This is a genomic window from uncultured Microbacterium sp. (genome assembly GCF_900078385.1).
GTDB lineage: Bacteria > Actinomycetota > Actinomycetes > Actinomycetales > Microbacteriaceae > Microbacterium.
This window is the reverse complement of the sequence record NZ_FLQR01000004.1, coordinates 23,885-40,792: the sequence shown is the minus strand read 5'-3', so window position 1 is coordinate 40,792 and position 16,908 is coordinate 23,885. Positions and strand designations below refer to the sequence as shown.

Here is a 16,908-nt window from a genome sequence, read left to right as displayed (position 1 = left end):
CGCGCGTGCGTTTTCGGCCTGGCGCCCCGCGCGCGTGGTCCGCGACCAGCGGGGTCGGCGCCGGAGTGTCAGTGCGCGGCCGGCGCGCTCTCGCGCACGACGATGCGGTGCGGGGCGATCTCGTGGCGCCCGACCCCGTCGTAGCCGCCGATCCGCTCGACCAGGAGCGTCAGGGCACGCGACACGATCGCGTCGAGGTCGGGGCTGACGGTCGTCAGGCTCGGGAACGTGACGGCGCTCACGCGGGTGTCGTCCCACCCGGTGACGGCGACATCCTCCGGAACCCGCAGCCCCCGCTCCTGCAGCGCGCGGAGCGTGCCGAGGGCTGCGAGGTCGTCGCGGCAGACGATCCCGTCGGCGTGCCAGCCGGCATCCAGTGCGGCTCCGACGACGCGCGCGGTGTCGGCGGCGTCGATCGACGGCGTGGCGATCAGCATGGCCGGGTCGGCGGAGATCCCGGCGTCGCCGAGCGCCTCCTGGTAGCCGAGGATGCGGAGCCGCGACGTGTCGCTGAGCGCGCCCGACTCATGGCCGACGAATCCGATGCGCGTGCGGCCGAGGTCGAGGACGTGGCGGGTGATCTCACGCGCGGCCTGCACGTTGTCGATCATGACCCGGTCGATCGTGAGCGGCGCCGGTGTCTCGCCGAGCAGCACGATGGGGATCTCGAAGCGGTGACGTGCGATCTCGGCGGCCGACATCGCGGAGGGCTGGAACAGCATCCCGTCCACGAGCCCCGCCTCCGAGCTCGCGACGAGTGCCCGCTCGGCCTCGAGGGTCGCGTCGGTCTCCTCCAGCAGCACCCGGAGGTCGAAGGACTCGGCCCGGCGCGAGGCGGCCCGGGCGAGCTCGGCGAAGTAGGGGATGCCGACATCGGCGAATGCGAGAGCGATGAACCCGGTGCGACCGGTGGCGAGGCGACGCGCCATCACGTTCGGGCGGTAGCCGAGCTCGTCGATCGCGCGCTGGACGCGCTCTCGCATCTTCGGGGAGACGTGCGGGTAGTCGCGCACGACGTTGGACACCGTCTTCATCGAGACGCCCGCTCGCTCGGCGACGTCCTGAAGTCTCGGACCGCGCATCGCAGCTCCCTTCTCCGCGCTCAGACTACCGCGAGGCGCCCGATACAGCGTGGTACCGCGCAGAGAGGGCGGTTGACAGCAGATTTCTAGCGCTGTACATTCGTGCTCACCTACAGCAGCACGTCCGGAACGGTCCGGGCGGGGTGTCATCTCAAAGGAGAGCAATCACAATGACAAGGGCAATCACGCGCGCACTGGGCGTGGGCATCGCCGCCTCCGTGGCGCTCGTACTCACGGCGTGCGCGGGCGGCGGAGCCCCGCAGGGCTCGTCCGTCTCGGGCGAGGACTACGACGGACCGAACGTCGAGATCACCTTCTGGCACGGCTGGACCGGCGGTGCGGCTCCCGTCATCGTCCCCAAGCTCATCGACCAGTTCAACGCCGAGCACGACAACATCACCGTCAAGAACGTGCCGCAGGAGTGGGCCGACATCTCCGCCAAGATGCCGCTCGCGATCAAGGCCGGCAAGGGCCCCGACGTGGCGGTCCTGCACGGCGACGACCTCGCGACCTACGCAGCGCAGCGCCTCCTCATCCCCGCCGACGACATCATCGACAACCTCGGCTACACGGCCGACGACTTCCCGCCCGGGGTGTACGACAAGGGCAACTACCAGGACGCCCAGTACGCCGTGCCGTGGAGCGTCACCCCGCTGGGCCTGTTCGTCAACAAGGAGGTCCTGGCCAAGGGCGGCATCACCGAGATCCCGACCGATCAGGAGAGCTACCTCGCGGCGCTCGACGCGCTGAAGGCCGTGGACGTCAAGGGCGAGTGGGTGGACGGCTACGTCTTCACCGGCACGTTCGAGTTCCAGAGCCTGCTCTGGCAGTTCGGCGGCGACCTCTACAACGAGGACGTCACCGAGGCGACCTTCAACTCCGAGGCGGGCGTGAAGGCCCTCACCTGGATGACCGGCCTCGTCGACAAGGGCTACAGCCCCGCCAACGTCGCGCAGGACGGCAACATCAAGGCTCTCCTCGCCGGTGACACCGCCTTCAACTGGAACGGTGTGTGGCAGACCACGAACACGGCGTTCGGCGACCTGGACTGGGCCGCGGCGCCCGTGCCGCAGATCGGCGACGAGAAGGCCGTCTGGTCCAGCTCCACCCACTGGGTGTTCCCCTCGAACAAGGGCCAGGACGAGAACAAGACCGCCGCGGCGGCCACGTTCGTCAAGTGGATGAACGACAACTCGCTGGGTTGGGCGGAGACCGGCGAGCTGCCGGCTGCGAACACCGTCCGCGAAGACCCCGAGCTGCTGTCGACCTACCCGAACCTCGAGCCCTTCATGGAAGAACTCGAGTACGCGCACTACGAGACCGCCTCGCCGGGCATCAACGAGGCGAACGCGCTCATCACGACGGCGATCAACGAGGCCCTCACCGGCAAGAAGTCGCCGCAGAAGGCGCTCGACGACGCCAAGGCGAAGGCCGACGCCATCATCGAGCAGAACAAGTCGAAGTATGGCGACTGACATCGCCCGAGTGGCCGTCCCGGCCGAGCGCTCCGGCGCTCGGCCGGGCGGTCGCGCCGCCGGGCGCCGGCCCGCCGCGCGGCGCAAGACGCTCATCGCCTATCTCTTCCTGGCGCCGTTCCTCCTGCTGTTCGGCACGTTCGTCATCGCACCGGCCGTCTTCGGTCTCTGGATCAGCGTGACCGACTGGAGCCCGTTCCGCGACGTGCAGAACTTCGTCGGACTGAAGAACTACCTCGATCTCTTCACGGCGGGGTCCACGACCTCCGCCGACTTCTGGGAGTCGATGCGCGCCACCGGGATCTTCGTGATCGCGAGCGTTCCGCTGCTGGTCGTCATCCCGCTGTTCATCGCCGTGCTGCTGAACGCGAAGCTGCGCGGCTCCACGGTCTTCCGCACCATCTTCTTCGCCCCGTACGTCCTCGGCGTCGCGATCGTCGGGGTCATCTGGCTGTACATCTTCGACACCCAGTCCGGCATCCTGAACCACCTGCTGGGGCTGATCGGTCTCCCGGCCGACACCCCCTGGGTGGTCGACACCCCGTGGGTGTGGGTCTCCCTCGTGGGCGTCACGGTGTGGTGGACGGCGGGCCTGAACACCGTCATCTTCCTGGCCGGGCTCAAAGGGATCAACGGCGACCTCTACGAGGCCGCGGCCCTCGACGGCGCCGGCGCGGTCCGCTCCTTCTTCAGCGTCACGCTTCCGGGTCTCCGTCCCGTCATGCTCTTCATCACGACCACCACCGTGCTGGCATCGGCCAACATGTTCGGCCAGTCGTACCTGCTCACCAACGGCGGCCCCGGCAACGAGACCCGCACGGCGATCATGTACATCGCCGACCAGGGCCTGTCGCAGAACAACATGGCACCGGCCGCCGCGATGAGCTACATCCTCTTCGCCATCCTCGCTGTCATCAGCGCCGTCAACTTCCGCCTGCAGCGGGAGCGCACCGTGAAGGCCATCTCATGACCGCCACCGCCACCGCCACCGCCACCGCCAGACGGCCGCGCGCGGCCCGCACCGCCCGCCGCGGGGTCCTCTACGCCGTGCTGAGCGCGTTCGCGCTCGTCGTCGTGTTCCCGCTGCTGTGGATGCTGCTCACGTCGTTCAAGACCGATGCCGACGCCGTCCGGAACCCCTACGGACTCCCGAACCCGTTCTCGCTCGAGGCGTACCAGACGCTCCTCACCAGCGGCCAGCAGCCCATCTTCCTGTGGCTGTGGAACAGCTTCGCGGCCGCGACGCTGCAGACCGTCCTCATCCTGGTCACCGCATCGCTCGCCGCCTACGCCCTCGCGCGGATGGACTTCGCGGGCAAGAACGTGATCTTCGGCCTCATCATCGCGACGCTGCTCGTGCCGCCGGTCGTCTTCCTCATCCCGAACTATCTGATCGTGGAGAACTTCGGCTGGCTCGACACGATCCTCGCCATCACGGTGCCGGGGGCGGCGAGCGCCTTCGGGGTCTTCTTCCTCCGGCAGTTCTTCCTCGGTGTGCCCGTGGAGATCGAGGAGGCGGCCCGCATCGACGGCGCGGGGGAGCTGCGGATCTTCCTGCAGGTCGCGATGCCGCTCGCCAAGCCGGCGCTCGCGACCCTCGCGGTGCTGTCCTTCCTCGGCAACTGGAACGACTTCCTCTGGCCCGTCTATGTGCTCCTCTCGCCGGAGAACATGACGTTGCAGCCGGGACTCGCCATGCTGCAGGGCGCGTACCGCACGCACTTCGGGATCGTCATGGCGGGGGCCGTGATCGCCTCGATCCCCGTGCTGATCCTGTTCGGCTTCGCACAGCGTCAGATCGTCGACTCCGTCGCCGGCGCGGCCGTCAAGGGATGACGCGGTGACGTCGGGTCTTCGACGCGCACTCGTGCTGGCTCTCGGCGGCGCCCTCGCGCTCGGCGCCGCCGCATGCGCGGCGCCGAGCGCCGAGCCGGCTCCGACGCCCGAGCCCGACGGGCCGGCGGCGTTCGTGCTGGACGAGGACTTCCCCGACCCGGACGTCATCGCGGACGGCGACGGGTTCGCCGCGTTCGGGACGGGGAGCGGCGGCCTGAACATCCGGATCGCGCGCTCCGACGATCTGCGTTCCTGGACGGTGGAGCGCCGCGACGCCCTGCCCGCGCTCCCCGCCTGGGCATCGACCGGCCGGACGTGGGCGCCGGAGGTGACCGCGACCGGGGACGGGTACCTCATGTACTTCACGGCTGAGCACACCGATTCGGGCCGTCAGTGCATCGGCGTCGCGGCGGCCGCTTCGCTCGACGACGACTTCGTGGCGGCATCCGATGAGCCTCTCGTGTGCCCGGTCGACGAGGGCGGCGCCATCGACGCGAGCACGTTCGACGACGTGGACGGCACGCGCTATCTGCTGTGGAAGACCGACGGCAACTGCTGCAGCCTCGACACGTGGCTCATGATCGCGCCGCTGTCGGCCGACGGCCGCGCCCTTGCGGGGGAGCCGCGGCAGCTGGTGAAGCAGACTCTGGCGTGGGAGGGGTCGCTCGTCGAAGCGCCGGTCCTCGTCTTCCGCGACGGTCGGTACCGGCTGCTGTACTCCGCGAACGACTACGGCGGCGACGCCTACGCCATCGGCGTCGCGAGCTCCACCGCCCTCGAAGGACCCTACGAGAAGCGCCCCGACCCGCTGCTGTCGACGGCGGCGTCCGACGGTGCCTTCCTCGGCCCGGGCGGACAGGACGTCGTCTCGACCGAGGACGGCGACGTGCTCGTCTTCCACGGCTGGGACGAGCAGTACATCTACCGCGGACTGCACGCACGCCCGATCACGTGGGGCGATGAGCCCACCGTCGACATCGGCGGCTGAGCACCGGCTGAGCACCCCGTACACGACGGAGCGCCGAGACGCCCGAAGGCATCTCGGCGCTCCGCCGGTGGGACGACTACTCCGTCTCGACGAGGAACCGGCTGTAGGCCCCGAGCGTCAGGAACGTCGGGAACTCCACGCCCAGCGCTACCTCGCGGAACACGTCCGCGGCGTCGTCGAACCGGTCGGCGCCGGGCCCGTCGGGGCGCCGCTCGACCTCCCCGAGCACCTGCGTGATGAGGTCCTCGATATAGGCGCGCGTGATCGGCGTGCCGTCCTGGGTGGCGCGGTCCTGATGGATCCACTGCCACACCTGGGAGCGGCTGATCTCGGCGGTCGCGGCATCCTCCATGAGGTTGTCGATCGCCACGGCCCCGAGCCCGCGCAGCCACGCCTCGATGTAGCGGATCGCGACCGACACGTTGCCGTGCACGCCCGCCGCCGTGATCGGCAGCCCGATGTGGCAGTCCAGCAGCTCCTCCGCCCGCACCGAAACCTCGGGGCGCGTCCGGTCGACCTGGTTCGGACGGTCGCCGAGGATCGCGTCGAACTCCGCCTGCGCGACCGGGATGAGGTCCGGGTGTGCCACCCACGTGCCGTCGAAGCCGTCGCCGGCCTCGCGCTTCTTGTCGGCGGCGACCTTCTCGAACGCCTGCTGCGTGACGTCCGGGTCGCGCCGGTTCGGGATGAACGCGCTCATGCCGCCGATCGCGAAGGCCCCGCGCTTGTGGCATGTCTGCACGAGCAGCTCGGTGTAGGCGCGCATGAACGGCACCGTCATCGTGACCTGGCTGCGGTCGGGGAGGACGAAGCGCGCCCCGCGGCCGCGGTAGTTCTTGATCATCGAGAAGATGTAGTCCCACCGCCCGGCGTTCAGTCCCGCGCAGTGGTCGCGCAGCTCGAAGAGGATCTCCTCCATCTCGAACGCGGCCGGGAGGGTCTCGATCAGCACCGTCGCGCGGATCGTCCCGTGCGGGATGGAGAGGTAGTCCTCGCTGAAGGTGAACACGTCGTCCCACAGCTTCGCCTCTTCGGCGGACTCGATCTTCGGGATGTAGAAGTACGGCCCGCGTCCGTTCGCGATGAGCTGCGTCGCGTTGTGGAAGAAGTACAGCCCGAAGTCCACGAGCGAGCCGGATGCGGACGCCGCACGGCCGGTGCGGTCGGTGAACCGGATGTGGCTCTCCAGCAGATGCCAGCCGCGCGGACGCATGACGATCGTCGGGGTCTCCGACGCCGTGACGGCGTAGACCTTGCCCTCGGGGCTCGTGAAGCTCAGCTGCCCGCGGATCGCGTCGCGGAGCGACAGCTGCCCCTCGATGACGTTCCGCCAGGTGGGGCTCGTGGCGTCCTCCTGGTCGGCGAGCCACACCTTCGCGCCGGAGTTCAGCGCGTTGATGGTCATCTTCGGGTCGGTCGGACCGGTGATCTCGACGCGGCGGTCCTCGAGGCCGGGACCGGCGCCGGCGACGCGCCAGTCGGCATCCTCGCGGATGTGCGCGGTGTCGTCGCGGAAGCGCGGGTCGTGCCCGTTGCCGATCTCGAAGCGGCGACGCATGCGGTCGGCGAGCCGGTCGTGCCGGCGGCCGGCGAACCGGTCGTGCAGCGCCGCGAGGAACGCGAGCGCGTCAGGGGTCAGGATCTCGTCGTAGCGGTCCCGCAGGGGACCGGCGATCGTGATCTCGGGGATGCGGATGGGTGTCGTGGTGGGCGCGATGCCCGTGGCGGTGGGTGTCATGGCCCGCTCTTCCTGTGCGTGGGTGAAATGGTGGGGCAGCTCAGTGGAACTGCTGCGCCTCGGTCGATCCGACCAGGGCGAGGGTGGCGCTGTCGGGGTTGAGCGCCGTCGAGACGAAGTCGAAGTAGCCGGTTCCGGCCTCGCGCTGGTGCTTCGTGGCGGTGTAGCCGCGGGCCTCCGACGCGAACTCGGCCTCCTGGAGCTCGACGTAGGCGCTCATGGCGCGTTCGGCGTAGCCCTTGGCGAGGTCGAACATCGAGTAGTTCAGGGCGTGGAAGCCGGCCAGCGTGATGAACTGGAACTTGTAGCCCAGGTTCGCGAGCTCCTGCTGGAAACTCGCGATCTGCTCGTCGTCGAGGTGGCGCTTCCAGTTGAAGCTCGGCGAGCAGTTGTAGGCCAGGAGCTTACCGGGGAAGCGCTCGTGGATCGCGGCGGCGAAGTCACGGGCCAGCTCGATGTCGGGCTCGCCGGTCTCGACCCAGATGAGGTCGGCGTACGGCGCGAACGCGAGTCCGCGGCTGATGACCGACTCCAGGCCCGGCCGCACGCGGTAGAAGCCCTCGCTCGTGCGCTCGCCCGTCGTGAACTCCTGGTCGCGCGGGTCGACGTCGCTCGTGAGCAGGTCGGCGGCCAGCGCGTCGGTGCGGGCGATGACGACGGTCGGCACGTCGGCGACGTCGGCGGCGAGGCGCGCGGCGTTGAGCGTGCGGATGTGCTGCTGGGTCGGGACGAGCACTTTCCCGCCGAGGTGACCGCACTTCTTCTCGCTCGCGAGCTGGTCCTCCCAGTGGATGCCGGCCGCGCCCGACGCGATGAGCGACTGCGCGAGCTCGTACGCGTTCAGCGGCCCACCGAACCCGGCCTCCGCATCGGCGACGATCGGCGCGAGCCAGTCCTGCGTGAGTGTCCCCTCGGCGTGCTCGATCTGGTCCTGGCGGATCAGCGCGTTGTTGATGCGGCGGACGACGGCCGGCACCGAGTTGGCGGGGTACAGGCTCTGGTCGGGGTAGGTCTGCCCGGCGAGGTTGCCGTCGGCGGCGACCTGCCAGCCGGAGAGGTAGATGGCCTTCAGGCCCGCCCGCACCTGCTGCACGGCCTGGCCGCCGGTGTACGCGCCCAGCGCGCGGATGTAGTCCTCGGTGTGCAGGAGGTTCCACAGGTTCTCCGCACCGCGGCGCGCCAGCGTGTTCTCCTCGCGGACCGAGCCGCGCAGGCGGATGACGTCTTCTGCGGTGTACGTGCGCTCGACGCCGTCCCAGCGGGGGTCGGTGTCCCAGATCTCCTGCAGCTCGGCGGCGGTCTGCGTCTGGTCGCCGGCGCGGAGCGGCGGCTGACCGGGGGTGGCCTGGATCGTCATGTCGGTTCTCCTTCGTCGGATGCCGGTTCCTCCGGCGGGGCTGTGTGGGTCCACTCTGCGTGAAGTTTCGACATGACCTTGACCGATACGGGTGTGAAGATTGCACGATCTTCTGCTCTCGTGACACACTTCCGGACATGACGATCGTGGAAGACGCCGCCGCCGCCGCCGAACCGGACGCGGCCGATGCGCTGACCATCGGCCGCCGCATCCGCCAACTGCGGACCGCCCGCGGCATGACGCTCGACGACCTCGCTGCGGCGGTCGAGCGCGCCCCGAGTCAGCTGTCGATGATCGAGACCGGGAAGCGGGAGCCGCGGCTGACCCTGCTGCGCACGATCGCCCGCGCGCTCGGCACGACGATCGATGCGCTCCTGGAGGCGGAGCCGCTGGATGCGCGCGCGACGCTGGAGATCGCGCTCGAGCGCGCCATGAAGGGGCAGACGTTCCGTGCTCTCGGCATCGAGCCGTTCCGCATCGGGAAGACCGTGCCGGACGAGGCGCTGCAGGCCCTCCTCGCGCTGCAGGGCGAGGTGGAGCGCCTGAACGACGAGCGATCCGCGACGCCCGAGGAGGCGCGGCGCGCGAACGTGGAGCTCCGGCACCTCATGCGGCGGCAGGACAACCATTTCGCCGAACTCGAGACGCAGGCCCGCGGAATCCTGGCGGCCGTCGACCACCCGGGCGGGCCGCTGACGCAGCGGACCGCATCCGACATCGCGGCGCACCTCGGGTTCTCGCTGCACTACGTGCCCGACCTGCCGTCGTCCACCCGCAGCGTCGCGGACCTGCGCAACGGGCGTCTGTACCTCTCCAGCACGGTGCCGGCCAAGGGCGACTCGCGCACCGCCGTGCTGCAGGCGCTCTCCAGCCGCATCCTCGGACACGCCGAGCCGCGCTCGTATGCCGAGTTCCTGCGGCAGCGGGTCGAGACGAACTACCTCACCGGCGCCCTGCTGATCCCGGAGGAGCACGCCGTCGCGTTCCTGCAGGACGCCAAGTCGCGCCGCGCGATCTCCATCGAGGACCTCCGCGACGCCTACTCGGTGTCGTACGAGACGGCCGCCCACCGCTTCACCAACCTCGCGACCGAGCACCTCGACATCCCGGTCCACTTCCTGAAGGTCCACGAGTCCGGCACGATCACGAAGGCGTACGAGAACGACGACGTGAACTTCCCCTCCGACCGGCTCGGGTCCATCGAGGGACAGCTGTGCTGCCGGAAGTGGACGAGTCGCGTCGTCTTCGACATCCCGGACAAGTTCAACCCGTACTACCAGTACACCGACACCGGCAACGGGACCTACTGGTGCACGGCCCGCGTGGAGCCCTCCAGCGAGGGTGCGCATTCGGTGTCCGTCGGCGTCCGCTTCGAGGACACCAAGTGGTTCATCGGACGGGACAGCCCGAACCGGGGGATCTCACGGCACTCCGTGGAGGTGTGCTGCCGGCGCGCCCCCGCCGAGCTGGAGGGCCAGTGGCGCGATCAGGCCTGGCCCAACGTCCGGACGCCCCGGACGCTGCTCGCGACGCTGCCGACCGGCACGTTCCCGGGCGTCGACACCACCGACCTGTACGAGTTCCTGGACGCTCACGCGCCGCGCGGCTGATCGGCGCGCGGCGGCGCGGCGTCGAGTGCGAACGCGGTCCACAGCTCGGCGCGCACGGCGAAGGACGACAGGTCGCGACCGAGCAGCGTCTCGGCCTGCGCGAGACGCGCGCGGACGGTGTGCCGATGGACGCCGAGCTCGCGCGCCGCGCGCTCGTGCGAGCACTCGGCATCCAGCCACCCTCGGACGGTGCCGGTGAGGTCGGAGCCGGTGCGCTCATCGTGCGCGCGCAGCGGCGCGATGAGCGCGGCCGCCGCCGCGCGGGGACCGGCACCGGTCAGGGCCGGCAGGATGCCCCGATCGATGAGCTCGCCGAAGTGGGTGACGGGCGCCGTCCCGCGCTCGCGCGCGACGCGCGCGGTCGCGACGGCCTCCGCGAGACCCGCGTAGCGTGTGTGCGCCGAGACGCCGACGCGGGCATCCACCTGCGCCGCGAACTCGTCGAGCAGTCCGCGCGCGGAGGCCGGGACGATCAGCAGGATGCCGTCCTCCATGCCGCCGGCGAACAGTGCCCCGCGCGCCTCTGCGGCGTGCGCGTCGACCCACTCCCATGCCGCGCGCGGAGGCGTCGGCAGCCCGGCGACGGCCACGAGCACCGGCTCCGCGGGCAGTGACATGCCCGTCTCGCGGAGTGTCCGCCCGGCGAGCGCGCTCTGCCCGGACAGCAGCAGCTGCGCGATGCCGCGGTGCAGGGCCCGCCGCGCCCGCTCGACACTCTCCTGCTGCTCGAGAGCCAGTCCGATCGTCGCGACCGCGGCGGTCACGACACCGCGCGCCTCGTGGTCGAGCCCGCCCACGGCGAGGGCGACCGCGCCCCGGAGGTGTCCGCCGCGGCCGAGCGTCTGGACCGTGAAGTCGGCGCCGCCGATGCGGACGGCGGCGCCGGCGCGCGCCCCGCGGCGCAGCATTCCGGCGACCTCCTCACGGAGCGCCGCCGCCGTCTCGGGCGCCAGCGGTCCGGCGTGCTCGCGCGTCACGGTGCCGGTGGCGTCGAAGAGCCCGGCCCACGTCTCGAGCTGGCGGCCGAGTTCCACGAGGGTCGACTCGACGCCGCCGGCGCGGAGCGCCGCGAGTGAGAGCGCGCGCTGGGCGGAGAGGGCCCAGCCGCGCCGTGCGTACGCCTGCGCGGCGATGGCCTCGGCGTTCGCGCGGGCCACGGCGATGAACGGCGTGCGGTAGGGCACTTCGAACAGCGGCATCCGCACGGCCCGGCAGGCTTCGACGAGGGCGGGCGGGATGCCGGCGCGGACGACCTCGGTGCCGAACCCCAGGCCGCGGACGCCCCGCGCGTCCAGGCGCGCCACGTACTCGTCGTAGGGCGCGGGGTCCTCCGCGGCGCCGGCATCGCCGGAGACGAACTGGGTGCCGGTCGTGAGGAGGATGAGGTCGTCGGCGAGGAACGGCGTCGGGTCGGCGAGGTCGGAGCCGTGGACCCACCGGATCGTGCGGTCCAGCGCCTCCGGCTCCAGCTCGTCCTCGGTCAGTGCGAGCCGCAGGCGCAGATCGCGGCGTCGCAGCAGTTCCCGCAGGGTCGGCTGAGGCTCCGTGGTCGCCATGTGCACCTCCGTGTACGTCGCGTACAGGTCAACGGTAGGAAATGTACATGACGGCCACTGCGGCGGGGGGAGCGGCGGGCATACGCTCCCCGCATGAGCCTCACCGACACCCCTCTCGCCGGCGGCCCTTCTCTTCTGCAGGAGCGCCGCATCCACACCGCCATCCCGGGACCCCGGTCCCAGGAGCTGCTCGACCGCAAGGCGGCCGCCGTCGCGGCGGGGGTCGGTCACACGGTGCCGATCGAGGCGGTGGCCGCCGGCGGCGGCGTCGTCGTCGACGCCGACGGCAACTCGCTCATCGACCTCGGCGCCGGTATCGCCGTCACGACCGTCGGCAACGCGCACCCCGCGGTCGTCGCCGCCGTGCAGGAGCAGGTGGCCCGCTTCACGCACACGTGCTTCATGATCTCGCCGTACGAGTCCTACGTCGCCGTCGCCGAGGCGCTGAACCGCCTGACCCCCGGCGACCACGCCAAGAAGAGCGCGCTGTTCAACTCCGGCGCCGAAGCGGTCGAGAACGCCGTCAAGATCGCCCGCAAGCACACCGGCCGGACCGCCGTCGTCGCCTTCGACCACGCGTACCACGGCCGCACGAACCTCACGATGGCTCTCACCGCGAAGGCCATGCCGTACAAGAGCGGGTTCGGCCCGTTCGCCGGCGAGGTGTACCGCGCCCCGCTGTCCTATCCCTTCCGCGACGGACTGTCCGGCGCCGAAGCCGCGGCGAAGGCGATCTCCCTCATGGAGAAGCAGATCGGCGCCGACAACGTCGCCGCCGTCATCATCGAACCCATCCAGGGCGAGGGCGGGTTCATCGTCCCGGCCGACGGGTTCCTCCCGGCGCTCGTGGACTGGTGCCGCGCGAACGGCGTCGTCTTCATCGCCGACGAGGTGCAGACCGGTTTCGCCCGCACGGGGGCCATGTTCGCCAGCGAGCTGTTCGGCATCGTCCCCGACCTGATCACGACGGCCAAGGGCATCGCGGGGGGCATGCCCTTGGCCGCCGTCACGGGACGCGCCGACATCATGGACGCCTCGCACACCGGCGGCCTCGGCGGCACGTACGGCGGGAACCCCGTCGCGTGCGCCGCCGCGCTGGCATCCATCGATGCGTTCGAGAACGACGGGCTGCTCGAGCGGGCGCGTGAGATCGGGGGGATCCTCCGCGCCCGCCTCGAGTCTCTGCAGGCGAACGACCCGCGCATCGGCGACGTCCGCGGGCATGGCGCCATGATCGCCGCCGAGTTCGTCGACCCGCAGACCAACGCGCCGGACGGCGTGCTCACGGCCGCGGTCGCGAAGGCGTGCATCGCGGAGGGCGTGATCGTCCTCACGTGCGGCACGTACGGCAACGTGATCCGCTTCCTCCCGCCCCTCGCGATCGGCGACGACCTCCTCAACGAGGGGCTGGATGTCGTCGCCGCCGCCCTCGCCGCGCAATGACGTCCCGTGACGTCGGAGAAGGAGCAGTCATGAACGAGATCACCCGGGACGTCGTCATCGTGGGGGCCGGCGCCGCGGGCCTCACCGCCGCGAACCAGCTCCGAACGGCGGGACTCTCCGTCGCGGTCCTCGAAGCCCGCGATCGCGTGGGCGGACGGCTGTGGACGGACGTGATCGACGGCGCCATGCTCGAGATCGGCGGCCAGTGGATCTCGCCCGACCAGGACGCGCTCATCGACACCGTCGCGGATCTGGGCCTGGAGACCTTCAGCCGGTACCGCGAGGGCGACAGCGTCTACATCGGCCCGGACGGCGCCGTCTCGCGCTTCACGGGCGACGTGTTCCCCGTGAGCGCGGAGACCGAGCGGGCGATCGGCGAGATCACCGAACGCCTCGACGCGATGGTCGCCGAGATCGACCCCGACCGCCCGTGGGCGCATCCGCGGGCCGCCGAATGGGACCAGGTCTCGTGGGACGCGTGGCTGCGCGCGCAGACGGATGACGACGAAGCGGTGCGCAACCTCGCGTTCGCCACCGGATCGGCGATGCTCACGAAGCCCACGCACGCCTTCTCGCTGCTGCAGTCGCTCCTGATGGCGGCGAGCGCCGGCAGCTACTCGCACCTCGTGGATGCCGACTTCATCCTCGACAAGCGCGTCGTCGGGGGCCTGCAGCAGGTGCCGCTGCTCCTGGCCGAGCGTCTCGGCGAGGACGTCTTCCTCGGGCAGCCGGTGCGAAGCCTCGAGTGGTCGGATGCCGGTGTCACCGCGGTCGCCGACGGCATCACCGTGCGCGCCCGCCACGCGATCCTGGCGCTCGCGCCCGTGCTCTACAACCGGATCTCGTTCGTCCCCGCCCTGCCCCGCCTCCAGCACCAGATGCACCAGCACATCTCGATGGGCTTCGTCATCAAGGTGCACGCGGTCTACGACCGCCCGTTCTGGCGCGAGCAGGGCCTGTCCGGCACGGCGTTCAGCCCCTACGAGCTGTCGCACGAGGCCTACGACAACACCAACCACGGCGACGAACGAGGGACCCTCGTCGGCTTCGTCTCAGACCGGAACGCCGACGACGTGTTCCGGGTCTCCGCCGAGGAGCGCCGCGAGCGCATCCTCGAATCGCTCTCCCACTATTACGGGCCGGAGGCGAAGAACCCCGTCGTGTACTACGAGAGCGACTGGGGCTCGGAGGAGTGGACCCGCGGCGCGTACGCCGCGAGCTTCGATCTGGGCGGGCTCTCCCGCTACGGCGCAGACCTGCGCACCCCCGTCGGACCCGTCCACTTCGCATGCAGCGATCTGGCCGGCGCGGGATACCAGCACGTCGACGGCGCGATCCGCATGGGACGACTCGTCGCCGACACCATCCTCGAGGAGGTCCGCGCGTGAGCGCACCTGTGATCGTCGGCTATACCGCCACCAAACCGGGGCGCGACGCCCTCGCCTTCGGCGCGCGTCTCGCCGCGGCGACTGCCGCTCCGCTGCACGTCGCCATCATCCTGCCGTCGGAGGGGCGCAGCGTCATCACGCCGCCGGACGCCTCGTACGATCGGCACCTCCGCGGTCAGGCCGAGGAATGGCTGGATGCCGCGGAGGCCCTCCTTCCGGAGGGCACCGCCGTCACGCGCCACATCCGCGCCGCCGAGTCGTTCGCGGAGGGCCTCATCGAGGCCGCCGGCGAGCTCGGCGCCTCGCGCATCGTCGTCGGCGCCGCCGACGGGGGCGCGCGGGGGCGGCACCGACTGGGATCGACCACGACCGAGCTCCTGCACTCGTCCGACGTGCCCGTCGTGCTCGTGCCCCGCGGCACCCGCAAGGTCGCGGCGGACACCCCGCTCGGCCGGCTGACCGTCGCGGTGGGAACGCGGCCCGGCGCCGATGTGCTCATCGAGGAGGCCGCGTCGCTCGCCGACGCGACGGGCGCCTCGGTGCGCCTCCTCTCGCTGCTCCCCGTCGACCTGCCGGCCACGGCCGACACCGCGGCGATCCGCACGGCCGGTTCGACCGCCGCGGCCGACGTCCTCGCCGCCGCGCGCGCCGAGCTCCCGGCCCGGCTGGGCGCCGAGGTCGTCGTCGCCGAGGGCGACAGCATCGAGGACGCCGTGCGCGACCTCGACTGGCAGCCCGGCGAGGTCCTCCTCGTCGGCTCGAGCCGCCTCGCCCGCCCGCGGCGCCTGTTCCTCGGCTCGACGGCGGCCAAGATGCTCCACGAAGTCCCGGTGCCGATGATCGTCGTGCCCCGCACCCGCACCCAGGAAGGACAGCAGCGATGAGCGCACCCGAAGCAGCACCGCTCGCTCCGACCGCCGGCGAGCAGCCCGGCGGATTGTCGAACAAGGGCCTGAGCGCCGGCACCGTCGGCCTCATCGGCGCCGTCGTCATCGGCATCTCGTGCATCGCCCCGGCCTACACCTTCACGGCGGCCGTCGGCCCGACGGCATCCGTCGTCGGCGCCCAGGTGCCCGCCATCATCCTGATCGGCTTCATCCCGATGCTGCTGGTCGCGTTCGGCTACCGCGAGCTCAACAACCGGATGCCGGACGCCGGCACCTCGTTCACCTGGGCGGCCCGCGCGTTCGGGCCGTGGATCGGGTGGATGGCAGGCTGGGGCCTCGTCGTCGCGACGATCCTCGTGCTCTCCAATCTCGCCGGCGTCGCCGTCGACTTCCTCTTCTTGCTGATCTCGCAGATCACCGGGAACCCGGACATCGCCGATCTCGCGACGAACACCGTCATCAACATCGCGGTCTGCCTCCTGTTCATGCTCGGGGCGACATACATCTCGTACCGCGACATGCAGACGACGCAGAAGCTGCAGTACGTCCTCGTCACGTTCCAGATCGCGGTGCTGCTGATCTTCGCCGTCGCCGCGATCGTCCAGGCCGTGAGCGGCAACGGGTTCGACTACACGCCGTTCGACTTCAACTGGTTCAACCCGTTCGCGGTGCCCTCGTTCAGCGCGTTCGCGGCGGGCCTGTCCCTGTCGATCTTCATCTTCTGGGGCTGGGACGTCACGCTGACGATGAACGAGGAGACGAAGGACCCCGAGCGCACGCCGGGACGCGCCGCGACCATCACGGTCCTCACGATCGTCTCGCTGTACCTCCTGCTCGCCGTCGCCATGATCATGTTCGCGGGCGTCGGCACGGGGGACCTGGGCCTCGGCAACGAGGACATCCAGTCCAACGTGTTCTTCTTCCTCTCCGACCCGGTGCTCGGGCCGCTCGCGTTCCTCGTCTCGCTCGCGGTGCTCACGAGCTCGGCGTCGTCGCTGCAGTCGACCTTCGTCGGACCCGCGCGCACCCTTCTCGCGATGGGCCACTACGGCGCGCTGCCGCCGGCCTACGCGAAGGTCAGCCCGCGGTTCTTCACGCCCGGCTACGCGACGATCGTCTCGGCGATCGTGGCCTCCGCGTTCTATGCCGTCATGCGCGTCGTCAGTGAGAACACCCTGTGGGACACGATCCTCACGCTCGGCATGATGATCTGCTTCTACTACGGGATCACGGCGTTCGCGTGCGTCTGGTACTTCCGCAAGCAGTGGTTCGACTCGACGCGGAACGTGTTCTTCACGTTCCTCTTCCCGCTCGTGGGCGGCGTCATCCTGCTCGTCCTGTTCGTCACGACGCTCATCGACTCGATGGATCCGGCGTACGGCTCGGGCGCCAACGTGGGCGGTGTCGGCATCGTCTTCATCCTCGGGATGGCGATCATCGTGATCGGCATCGTCGTCATGATCTGGCAGGCGATCCGTCGCCCGGCGTTCTTCCGCGGGGAGACGCTCGCGATGGATGCCCCGCCGAGCCGCCGTCGGAAGGGCTGAG

At 70.6% G+C, this 16,908-nt stretch carries 13 protein-coding genes; 9 read left to right on the top strand and 4 right to left on the bottom strand.

Annotated elements, in window-relative coordinates:
• Positions 1–68: 68 nt before the first annotated feature.
• Entirely contained in the window at positions 69–1,082 is a 1,014-nt protein-coding gene (locus tag QZL85_RS04815; protein WP_295574330.1) for a LacI family DNA-binding transcriptional regulator, read from the bottom strand.
• A 170-nt stretch (positions 1,083–1,252) separates the two neighbouring features.
• Here QZL85_RS04815 and QZL85_RS04810 point away from each other — a divergent pair, with 170 nt between their 5' ends.
• The 4 genes from QZL85_RS04810 to QZL85_RS04795 are packed head-to-tail and all read left to right on the top strand — an operon-like array spanning position 1,253 to position 5,381.
• Positions 1,253–2,557 carry an ABC transporter substrate-binding protein gene (locus QZL85_RS04810; RefSeq protein ID WP_295574329.1) on the top strand — a complete coding sequence of 435 codons (1,305 nt, stop codon included), beginning with the start codon at positions 1,253–1,255 and terminating at the stop codon, positions 2,555–2,557.
• Positions 2,547–3,527 carry a carbohydrate ABC transporter permease gene (locus tag QZL85_RS04805; RefSeq protein ID WP_295574327.1) on the top strand — a complete coding sequence of 327 codons (981 nt, stop codon included), beginning with the start codon at positions 2,547–2,549 and terminating at the stop codon, positions 3,525–3,527. The genes QZL85_RS04810 and QZL85_RS04805 overlap by 11 nt, the downstream gene beginning before the upstream one ends.
• Positions 3,524–4,393 (top strand): carbohydrate ABC transporter permease, encoded by an 870-nt coding sequence (locus QZL85_RS04800; protein ID WP_295574326.1) that lies wholly within the window; start codon positions 3,524–3,526, stop codon positions 4,391–4,393. Before QZL85_RS04805 ends, QZL85_RS04800 begins: the two co-directional genes overlap by 4 nt.
• 4 nt (positions 4,394–4,397) lie before the next feature.
• Positions 4,398–5,381: a glycoside hydrolase family 43 protein gene (locus tag QZL85_RS04795; protein WP_295574324.1), complete on the top strand. Its 984-nt coding sequence runs from the start codon at positions 4,398–4,400 to the stop codon at positions 5,379–5,381.
• Positions 5,382–5,457: 76 nt separating this feature from the next.
• Here the strand turns inward: QZL85_RS04795 and aceB are convergent, their stop codons facing one another.
• Both aceB and aceA read right to left on the bottom strand, forming a co-directional pair.
• Entirely contained in the window at positions 5,458–7,119 is a 1,662-nt protein-coding gene (gene aceB / locus QZL85_RS04790) for a malate synthase A (protein ID WP_295574322.1), read from the bottom strand.
• A gap of 40 nt (positions 7,120–7,159) precedes the next feature.
• Positions 7,160–8,476: an isocitrate lyase gene (gene aceA, locus QZL85_RS04785; RefSeq protein WP_295574320.1), complete on the bottom strand. Its 1,317-nt coding sequence runs from the start codon at positions 8,474–8,476 to the stop codon at positions 7,160–7,162.
• A gap of 137 nt (positions 8,477–8,613) precedes the next feature.
• On the opposite strand from aceA, the gene QZL85_RS04780 reads away from it, so the two are divergent.
• Positions 8,614–10,086 carry a helix-turn-helix transcriptional regulator gene (locus QZL85_RS04780; protein ID WP_295574319.1) on the top strand — a complete coding sequence of 491 codons (1,473 nt, stop codon included), beginning with the start codon at positions 8,614–8,616 and terminating at the stop codon, positions 10,084–10,086.
• On the opposite strand, the gene QZL85_RS04775 is transcribed toward QZL85_RS04780, so the two are convergent.
• On the bottom strand, positions 10,068–11,642 hold the full coding sequence (locus QZL85_RS04775; protein WP_295574317.1) for a PucR family transcriptional regulator: 1,575 nt from the start codon (positions 11,640–11,642) through the stop codon (positions 10,068–10,070). The genes QZL85_RS04780 and QZL85_RS04775 overlap by 19 nt on opposite strands.
• Before the next feature lie 93 nt (positions 11,643–11,735).
• On the opposite strand from QZL85_RS04775, the gene gabT reads away from it, so the two are divergent.
• The 4 genes from gabT to QZL85_RS04755 are packed head-to-tail and all read left to right on the top strand — an operon-like array spanning position 11,736 to position 16,907.
• Positions 11,736–13,085 carry a 4-aminobutyrate--2-oxoglutarate transaminase gene (gene gabT, locus QZL85_RS04770; protein ID WP_295574314.1) on the top strand — a complete coding sequence of 450 codons (1,350 nt, stop codon included), beginning with the start codon at positions 11,736–11,738 and terminating at the stop codon, positions 13,083–13,085.
• 29 nt (positions 13,086–13,114) lie between these two features.
• Positions 13,115–14,473: an NAD(P)/FAD-dependent oxidoreductase gene (locus QZL85_RS04765; protein WP_295574312.1), complete on the top strand. Its 1,359-nt coding sequence runs from the start codon at positions 13,115–13,117 to the stop codon at positions 14,471–14,473.
• Positions 14,470–15,357, top strand: coding sequence for a universal stress protein (locus tag QZL85_RS04760; protein WP_295574310.1), 888 nt, complete (start codon positions 14,470–14,472; stop codon positions 15,355–15,357). Before QZL85_RS04765 ends, QZL85_RS04760 begins: the two co-directional genes overlap by 4 nt.
• Positions 15,354–16,907 (top strand): APC family permease, encoded by a 1,554-nt coding sequence (locus tag QZL85_RS04755; RefSeq protein WP_295574308.1) that lies wholly within the window; start codon positions 15,354–15,356, stop codon positions 16,905–16,907. Before QZL85_RS04760 ends, QZL85_RS04755 begins: the two co-directional genes overlap by 4 nt.
• The last annotated feature ends 1 nt before the right edge of the window (position 16,908 follow it).